Source organism: Mycobacterium lehmannii (assembly GCF_001499925.1).
In the GTDB taxonomy this organism is placed as follows: domain Bacteria; phylum Actinomycetota; class Actinomycetes; order Mycobacteriales; family Mycobacteriaceae; genus Mycobacterium; species Mycobacterium lehmannii.
Window position 1 is genome coordinate 363667 of sequence record NZ_LQIR01000034.1, and the last position, 6268, is coordinate 369934.

The following is a 6268-nucleotide window of genomic DNA, read 5'->3' on the forward strand; positions in this document are numbered from 1 at the left end:
TTCCTGAGAATCAATTGAGTCTCCGGCGCCGGCGCCTCGCCCCGGTCGTCGCGGGTCTGCGTCGGTATCGCCAGACCTTCCCCTCCACGGCGTCCGAACACAGCCACATCAGCAGGGCGAGGTTGAAGGCGCCGAGCAGACCGGAGAGCAGGATGTCGCCGAACTCGAACCCCATCGGTCCGTCGGCGTGGTGTACGGCCGCCACGGAGGTGACGATCACCATCGTCATGCCGCCGACGACACCGATCGCGCTCAGAGCCACCGCCGTGCCGCGTCGTAACGCCGCCACCACGGCCAGCACCCCGAACACCGCCAGGACGACGCTTTCGACGGGCGAAATGTGCAAGCCGAATGCGGATATCCCGGTCTCCGAACGAGATTCGCGGTCGAGGTGTCCTATTGCGGCGGCGCCTCCGAGGGCGACGCATGCCAGCCCCTCGGCGACGAGCAACCACCGGCCGCTGCGATACCGCGACCGGTTCAGGCTGACCTCGACCAGCTGCGTGCGCGGAGCGGTCATCGTCGGCAGTCGCGACGCGGAGGTGCATGGGGTGGCGGCATTGTCGTCTCCCTTCACTGTCGTGCCGTCGAGTGGGGATGCTGTTGTGAGGACGTCATGGTGTGGTGCCCGCTGAGTTGTCGGGCGCTGTTGATCAGACCCACGAGGCTGAAGGCCTGTGGTGTGTTGCCCAGCTGGCGACCTGCTTTCGGGTCGTACTCCTCGCTGAGCAGTCCGACGTCGTTGCGGAGTTTCAGAAGCCGCTCGAAGAGCGCGGTGGCTTCGTCGGGGCGGCCGATACCGCACAGCGCGTCGACGAGCCAGAAGCTGCACGCCAGGAAGGCGCCTTCACCGCCCGGGAGGCCGTCGTCGCTTCGTTCGGGGAGGTAGCGCAAAAGCAGCCCGTCACAGCAGAGTTCCTTCTGCACCGCTTCGACGGTGCCGACGATGCGTGGGTCGTCGTAGGGCAGGAAGCCGACACGCGGGAGCAGCAACAGCGCTGCGTCGAGGTGGTCGGAGCCGTAGGACTGAGTGAAGTAACCGCGCTGCGCGTTGTATCCGTGTTCGCAGACGTCGGCATGGATCTCGTCGCGCAGGGCTCGCCACCGTGACAGCGGGCCCTCGAGCTGATGGTTCTCCACGGTGCGTACCGCACGATCGACACCGGCCCACGCCATCACCTTCGAATGCACGAAATGACGTGCAGGACCCCGGATCTCCCAGAGGCTGTAGTCGCACCGCTGCCAATTGCCTTCGAGAAAATCCAGAAGTGCGCGCTGGACGTCCCAGGCGGTGTCGTCGGTCGGCAGCCCGCTGTCCCTGGCCAGGTGCAACCCGTCGAGCACCTCGCCCCACACGTCGAGTTGGAGCTGGGCCGCGGCGGCGTTGCCCACCCGCACCGGGCTCGAGTTCTGGTAACCGGCCAGCCAGGGGAGTTCGAACTCGGGTAGCCGTCGCCGTCCGTCGGCGCCGTACATGATCTGCAGATCGGCGGGGTCGCCGGCCACCGCGCGCACCAGCCATTCGCGCCACGCGCGCGCCTCGTCGACGAAACCCGTACCGAGCAGCGCCTGCAGGGTGAAGGTGGCGTCGCGCAGCCAGCAGTAGCGGTAATCCCAATTGCGCGGCCCGCCGAGTTGTTCGGGCAATGACGTGGTGGCCGCGGCGAGGATGCCGCCGGTGGGAGCGAAAGTCAGGGCCTTGAGCAGCATCAACGCCCGGCGCACCTCAGGTTGCCAAGATCCGGTGTAGCTGCATTGCGCCATCCACGCGCTCCACCAGCGTTCGGTCTCTGCCAGCGCCTGCTCGGCGTCGACCGGTTGCGGTGCCGGCAGATGAGAGAGCTGGTGGGTGAGCACGAACGGTATGCGCTGCCCCTCGGTGACGGTGAACTCCGCGACCGTCGTCAGGTCCCGCCCGTGTGTGGGGACGGGTGTGCGCAGCCACACCGCATCCGGCCCCGCAATCGCCGACAGGCCTCCGTCGCGGCGTCGTACCCAGGGCACCACGTGGCCGTAGTCGAAGCGCAGGCACAGGGTCATCGCCATCGGAACGGTGCCGCGCACGCCCTCGACGATGCGGACGACGTCGGCGGCCACGCCGCGCGGTGGCATGAAATCGATCAGACGAACGCTTCCGTCCGCGGTGTCCCATTCTGTTTCGAGGATCATGCGTCGTCGCGGTAGTGCCGTCGCGTGGCAGGCCCGCTGCCCGTCGGCGCCATCAGCCAGGTGCCTGCCTCGGCCCCGCCGAGCAGAGCCGCGAAGCAGGCCGGTGAGTCGAAGTGCGGGAGGCACAACCAGTCGATGGCTCCGCTGCGATCCACGAGGGCTGCGGTCTGCAGATCCCCGATCAGCGCGTAGTCCTCGATCTCGGCCATGTCAGCTCGCGTCGTCGAGGGTGATGACCACCTTCACGTCGTCGGGTTGGGCCGTGAAGGCGTCGGCGGCGCGGTGCAGCGGCACCCGCCGGGTGATGAGGCTTGCCAGCCAGTTCTTGTCGGCCTTGGCCAATGCGTCTGCGGCCTGCCGGTAATGGCGCAGGTTGGCGTTCACCGATCCGACGACCGCGTCGTTCTCCAGCACCAACTCGCGGTTGATGGCGCCCGCGTCGATCTTGAGGCGTCGCCCGGCCGGGGAGACTCCAGTCAGGCAGACGACGCCGTACGCCGAGGTGTTCGCGATGGCTCCGAAGACGACCGGTCCGGCGCCGGTCGCCTCGATGACGACGTCGGGTTGCAGCCGGGATGCGACGTCGTCGATGTCGTCGTGGTGGTAGGTCGCACCGAGAGCCTCGGCGATTGCGGGTTTGGGTCCGTCGGTGACGCGGTCGAGGATGTGGGTGTCGAGTCCGGACTGCACGGACAGCAGGGCCGCCAGTAGTCCGATCGGGCCCGCGCCGGTGATCAGTGCCCGTTCGGGTTCGAAGTAGGCTCGTTGGCCCACCCGCCGAACCTGCTCCCATGCCTTGGCCACCACCGTGGTGGGCTCCATCAGCATCCCGACGTCGCGCAGGTCGTCGTCGATGCGCATCGCGTAATCGGTTTTCACGCACCATCTTTGGCTGCCGTAGCCGTCCATCTCCTTGATCCCGCGTTCGGTGTAGCGACCGTTGCGGCACATGTCGAACTCGCCGTGGGCGCAGGCCCGGCACGGCACTGGGTCGGGCCTGCGCACCACGCCGACCACCAGGTCGCCGGGTGAGAACGATGCGCCGGGCGGCGCGGTCGCCACCCGGCCCAGGGATTCGTGTCCGATCACCAACGTGTCCCGGCCGTGGGGCGCCCAGCCGTACTGTCCGCCCGCGATCTCTTTGTCGGTCCCGCATACACCGATGGCCAGGCCGTCTACCAGTAGTTCGTCCGGGCCGGGACTGGGTTCGTCGACGTCGTCTACGGCGAGCGTGTCCGCCTTGCCCGGCCGTACCGTCAATGCCTGCATGAAACCAAGACTTGCCGGTGTGCAGTAATTGCAAACCAAGAATAATTGCGGTTCGATAAATATTCCCGAACATGGAATGAGGAAAGATGGCCGGTCGCGGCACTGGGGTGACGAACGAGCAGGTGGAGTCGGTGATGAGGGCGTCACGGGCTCTCGTCGGCATCACGGCAGCATCGATCTCGACCGTCGATGACCTGGTGACCGTGCCTCAGCTGCGGGTGATGATGATGATCGCGACCCGCGGGGCGGTCAATCTCGCGGCGGTGGCGGCGGGCCTGCAGGTGAGCGCGTCAAACGCCAGCCGGATCTGCGATCGGCTGCTCAAGATCGGCATGGTCGACCGCCGGGACGACCCCGCCGACCGGCGCAACATCGCGTTGACGCTCACCCCGGACGGGCAGGCGCTGATCGATCGCGTCGTTCATCACCGCCGCATCGCGATCCGCCGGATCCTGCGGGAGATGTCGCCGACCCAACGCGATGCGTTGGCCACGGCGCTCGACGCGTTCGCCACGGTCGCCGGTGAACCACAGGAGGAGCACCGGCACGCCCTCATCTGAGGTTCAGCCGGCGGGAGTCGACGTCGCGGGGCCGCTGTGTCGAACGCTGACCGTCCGCGAGGCGGCCGAACGCTGACGACGCCGCCGCGCATCGGTGGCGTTGAGCCAGCAGGCCGCGGCGCCGACGGCCAGGCCGATCGCGACCCCGACGTCGGGCCGCTGGCCGAGCATCAGCCACGACAGCAGGCCGGCGACCGCGGGTATGACCGTGAACAGCATCGCGACGGTCGCGGCGCCGTATTCGTTGATCCCGCGCACGTACAGCGTCATCGACAGCACGGCGTTCAAGAGCACCACCGCCGCGACCGTCCCCGCCGCTTTCCACGGATCGGTCACCGACCACGGGGTGACGGCGGCCAGCACGACGACGGGCAGCACGCACGCGGCGTTCTGCAGCGCGGCCGTCGCCCGGAAATCGACGCCTGTGCAGAACTTCTGCTGGTAGACGCCGCCGGCGGCCACCGCGAACAGGGACACCAGGATCAACAGCACCGCCGCGTCGACGCCGCCGACCGCGATCAACCGTCCCGCGCACGCCGCCAGTACCGCCGCGACGCCCAACACCAATGCGCCCACCCGGGCCAGCGTCATGCCTTCGCCGAGGAACATCGCCGCCAACACCGCGGTGACCACCGGATTCATCGAAATGATCACGGCGCCCAGTACCGCGGGCGCGCCGTGCAGCAGCGCCCAGTACAGGCACGAGAACAGCACGCCCTGTGCGAGCAACCCACTGATGAGCACATGCACCAGCGTGCGTCCTGTGGGCCACGTCACGCGTGCGGCCGCGGCCCACCCCGACAGAATGGCAGCGGCCAGACCGAACCTGAACACCAGCACCGCCATCGGTGACATCACCGAAACAGCCAGCGCGCCAACGGGATAGCCCAACGCATAGAAGAACGTCAGCGGCGCCGCGGCGCGCAGCGGCATGGTCGGGCGGGGCACGGCTCCCATGGTGGCGACCAACGCCACCGTTGGCGAATTAATTTCTGGGTCGCCGGAAGTGGGATACTGGGTCGAGCACATGCCCACCTCCTTGCCTCTCGTCTTCGATCCGCCGCGCCGCGCGATGCCGCCGCGGCATTTCGCCGACCTCGACGAGACTGGTAGGGCCGCGGCCGTGGCGGAACTCGGTCTACCGGCATTTCGCGCCAAACAGCTGGCCAATCAGTACTACGGGCGGTTGATCGCCGATCCGCGCCAGATGACCGATCTGCCCGTCGGCGTGCGTGAACAGGTCGCCGACGCGCTGTTCCCGACGCTGCTCGACGCGGTGCGCGAGATCGAGACCGATGCGGGCGAGACGCGCAAGATGCTGTGGCGTGCGGTCGACGGCACCACATTCGAGTCGGTGCTGATGCGCTACCCCCAACGCAACACCGTTTGCATCTCGTCGCAGGCCGGGTGCGGAATGGCTTGTCCGTTCTGCGCGACGGGTCAGGGCGGGCTCAAGCGCAACCTGTCGACGGCCGAGATCCTTGAACAGGTACGTGCCGCCGCGGTGGAACTGCGTGACCGCGACGGTGACGGCATCGCGCCTGCGGCACGAGGCGGGCGGCTGTCCAACATCGTGTTCATGGGCATGGGGGAGCCGCTCGCGAACTACAACCGGGTGCTGGCCGCGGTGCGACGGATCGTGGCCCCCGCCCCCAACGGTTTCGGGATCTCGGCCCGGTCGGTCACGGTGTCGACGGTCGGCTTAGCGCCCGCGATCCGCAAGCTCGCCGACGAACGGCTCGGGATCACGCTGGCGTTGTCACTGCACGCCCCGGACGACGAACTGCGCGACACCCTCGTGCCGGTGAACAACCGGTGGAAGGTGTCGGAGGCGCTCGACGCCGCGCGCTACTACGCCGACGTGACCGGCCGGCGGGTGTCGATCGAGTACGCGCTGATCCGCGACGTGAACGACCAGCCTTGGCGCGCAGACCTTTTGGGCAAGCGGCTGCACGGCGCGCTGGGCCCGCTCGCGCACGTCAACGTCATCCCGCTGAATCCGACACCCGGCAGCGAGTGGGATGCCAGCCCCAAACCGGCCGAACGCGAGTTCGTCCGGCGTGTCCGCGAGCGCGGCGTGTCTTGCACTGTGCGCGACACGCGAGGGCGCGAAATCGCCGCGGCCTGTGGGCAGTTGGCGGCCCAAAGCTGAGTTCTTCGCCTCGAGACCGACGTAATGGCGGGTTTCGCTCGCTTCGGTTCAGGGGGTCGATGCAACAGCACTCGTTTTGATTGAGGAGTGTTGTTGTGCCGCTTCCACCTCTTGCCTC

The 6268-nt window shown here is 67.9% G+C and carries 6 protein-coding genes and 1 pseudogene; 2 read left to right on the top strand and 5 right to left on the bottom strand.

Translation table 11 applies throughout. The features are described from left to right. Positions 1–10: 10 nt before the first annotated feature. Genes AU192_RS18675 through AU192_RS18685 form a run of 4 tightly spaced genes read right to left on the bottom strand, consistent with a single transcriptional unit; the run spans position 11 to position 3438 of the window. Positions 11–520 (bottom strand): hypothetical protein, encoded by a 510-nt coding sequence (locus AU192_RS18675; RefSeq protein ID WP_133148042.1) that lies wholly within the window; start codon positions 518–520, stop codon positions 11–13. Between the two features lie 53 nt (positions 521–573). Continuing rightward, positions 574–2169 carry a glycoside hydrolase family 15 protein gene (locus tag AU192_RS18680; RefSeq protein ID WP_242656974.1) on the bottom strand — a complete coding sequence of 532 codons (1596 nt, stop codon included), beginning with the start codon at positions 2167–2169 and terminating at the stop codon, positions 574–576. Then, positions 2166–2378 (bottom strand): trehalase-like domain-containing protein, encoded by a 213-nt coding sequence (locus AU192_RS26005; protein WP_242656975.1) that lies wholly within the window; start codon positions 2376–2378, stop codon positions 2166–2168. The genes AU192_RS18680 and AU192_RS26005 overlap by 4 nt, the downstream gene beginning before the upstream one ends. A 1-nt stretch (position 2379) precedes the next feature. After that, a complete protein-coding gene (locus tag AU192_RS18685; RefSeq protein WP_064398789.1) occupies positions 2380–3438 on the bottom strand; it encodes a glucose 1-dehydrogenase in 1059 nt (352 codons plus the stop codon). 86 nt (positions 3439–3524) lie between these two features. On the opposite strand from AU192_RS18685, the gene AU192_RS18690 reads away from it, so the two are divergent. Continuing rightward, on the top strand, positions 3525–3998 hold the full coding sequence (locus AU192_RS18690; protein WP_064398791.1) for a MarR family winged helix-turn-helix transcriptional regulator: 474 nt from the start codon (positions 3525–3527) through the stop codon (positions 3996–3998). A gap of 20 nt (positions 3999–4018) precedes the next feature. Here AU192_RS18690 and AU192_RS18695 read toward each other — a convergent pair. Then, a pseudogene (locus tag AU192_RS18695) lies at positions 4019–4955 on the bottom strand (DMT family transporter); the annotation flags it as partial. Between the two features lie 70 nt (positions 4956–5025). On the opposite strand from AU192_RS18695, the gene rlmN reads away from it, so the two are divergent. Continuing rightward, on the top strand, positions 5026–6150 hold the full coding sequence (rlmN, locus tag AU192_RS18700) for a dual-specificity RNA methyltransferase RlmN (protein ID WP_064398894.1): 1125 nt from the start codon (positions 5026–5028) through the stop codon (positions 6148–6150). Positions 6151–6268: the final 118 nt, after the last annotated feature.